Source organism: Streptomyces synnematoformans, from assembly GCF_039531005.1.
Lineage (GTDB): Bacteria > Actinomycetota > Actinomycetes > Streptomycetales > Streptomycetaceae > Streptomyces > Streptomyces synnematoformans.
This window is the reverse complement of sequence record NZ_BAAAPF010000635.1, coordinates 1-1,568: the sequence shown is the minus strand read 5'-3', so window position 1 is coordinate 1,568 and position 1,568 is coordinate 1. Positions and strand designations below refer to the sequence as shown.

The 1,568-nt window shown below is 76.3% G+C and carries 2 protein-coding genes and 1 pseudogene; 2 read left to right on the top strand and 1 reads right to left on the bottom strand.

Annotation, left to right across the window (positions count from 1 at the left end; all coding sequences use genetic code 11):
• Both ABD317_RS36750 and ABD317_RS36745 read left to right on the top strand, forming a co-directional pair.
• Window positions 1-180, top strand: a pseudogene (locus tag ABD317_RS36750) (hypothetical protein); the annotation flags it as partial.
• Window positions 177-497, top strand: a complete 321-nt coding sequence (locus ABD317_RS36745; protein ID WP_344296379.1) for an AzlD domain-containing protein — start codon at window positions 177-179, stop codon at window positions 495-497. The pseudogene ABD317_RS36750 and the gene ABD317_RS36745, both read left to right, overlap by 4 nt.
• A gap of 81 nt (window positions 498-578) precedes the next feature.
• On the opposite strand, the gene ABD317_RS36740 is transcribed toward ABD317_RS36745, so the two are convergent.
• Window positions 579-1,550, bottom strand: coding sequence for a DUF6454 family protein (locus ABD317_RS36740; RefSeq protein WP_344296375.1), 972 nt, complete (start codon window positions 1,548-1,550; stop codon window positions 579-581).
• Window positions 1,551-1,568 lie beyond the last annotated feature (18 nt).

Here is a 1,568-nt window from a genome sequence, read left to right as displayed (position 1 = left end):
CACGAGGACGGGGGGCAGCAGGGGCGTCGCGGCCACGGCACCCGCTCCTCGTCGTGCGGACCGCCGGGCGGGCCGGGCGGGCCGGGGGCCGGCCCGCCCGGCGGCACGCACGGCGCCCCGCGCGGCGCCCCCTGTGACGACCCGCCGGGCGATCCGTACGACGAGGAGCGGGTGCCGTGACCGCGACGACCCTGCTGCCCGCCGTCCTCGTGCTCGGCGCGGGCACGTTCGCCTTCCGCTTCGCGGGCCCCGCCCTGCGCTCCCGGGTGCGGCTGGAGTCGCGCGTGGAGCGGCTGATGACGGTCGCGGCCATCGTGCTGCTCACCGCCCTGGTCGGCACGCAGGCGCTGCTGGACGACGGCGGCTTCGCGGGGATCGCCCGGCCGGCGGGCGTCGCGGTCGGCGGCGTCCTGGCGTGGCGCCGGGCGCCGTTCGTCGTGGTGGTGGTCGCCGCGGCGGCCACGGCGGCGCTGCTGCGGCTCTGCGGCGTGGACTGACCCGGCCGGGACAGCCCGTCGTCGCGGTCCTCGCCGTCACCGTCGTTCTCCGCGAAGCGGTGCGGCGCTCGGGCCCCCGGTTCAGTCGGCGGGCTTCGTCTCGTAGACCAGCAGCTCGGTGCCGGCGGGCGACGTGCCGTCGTCGGGGGCCGCCCACATGCGCACTCCGTCGCCGTGCAGCGCCTCCAGCAGCACGGGGTTGCGGGTGGCGACGTGCCCGCCGGTCGACCAGAGCGTCACCGGCACCTCGTGGTCGATGTCGGACGTCCGCAGGTCGACCGTCGCGATGCCGCCCAGCTCGAAGTCGGCGCCGGAGGCGTTCGTGAAGCCGGTGACGCCGGTGCAGAGCATCTTGCGGGAGCCGGCGTACGCGCAGTCCTGGTAGTCGACGAAGTGGCTCCGGTTCGCGCGCCGCTGGAGCTGCCGGCCGTGCCGGTCCCAGCTGTAGAGGGTCCGCGAGCCCCACGAGACGCCGTGCACCCTGCCGGTGCGCGGCTCCGGCACCACGCCGCCGATGTGGTCGTCCACCCGGAACTCCGCCGTGACCGCCAGCGTGCGGGCGTCGACGCGGTAGACGACGGCCGCGCTGTCCGGCCGGTACTCCGCGACCGGGACCCACACCGAGCGGCCGTCGGTGTCGATGCCGCCGGGGTGGTACATGTCGCCCTCGCCCAGCGTGATGTCCTCCAGCAGCCGGCCCTTCAGGTCCATGACGAAGAGGTGGCCCACGCCGCGGCCGGGGCTGCGGTCGTGGCCGTCGACGGGCTCCGGGTAGCGCACGGGCCGCTCGATGACCTCGACGCTGGAGAGGAACAGCCGGTCGCCGACGCGGGTCATCCCCTGCGGGTGGTACGTCTCGAAGTCCAGCGGCAGCTTCTCGACCAGCTTCCAGGTGCTGTTGCGGTCCAGCGTGGCGACGGCCTCGACAACGCGGCCGACGCGCTGCGGCCGGTGGTCGACGACGGCCCGCGCCGCGGGCGCGGCGGCGGGCGGGCTGGTGCCGAGCAGGGCCGCGGCGACGGCGGCGGCGGCGAGCGTTCTGACGTACCTCATACGGATCCTCTCCCTCGC

What these genes read in the sequence shown, in the direction of transcription:
- ABD317_RS36740 (WP_344296375.1), bottom strand. Translation starts at nt 1,550, where the DNA reads ATGAGGTACGTCAGAACGCTCGCCGCCGCCGCCGTCGCCGCGGCCCTG.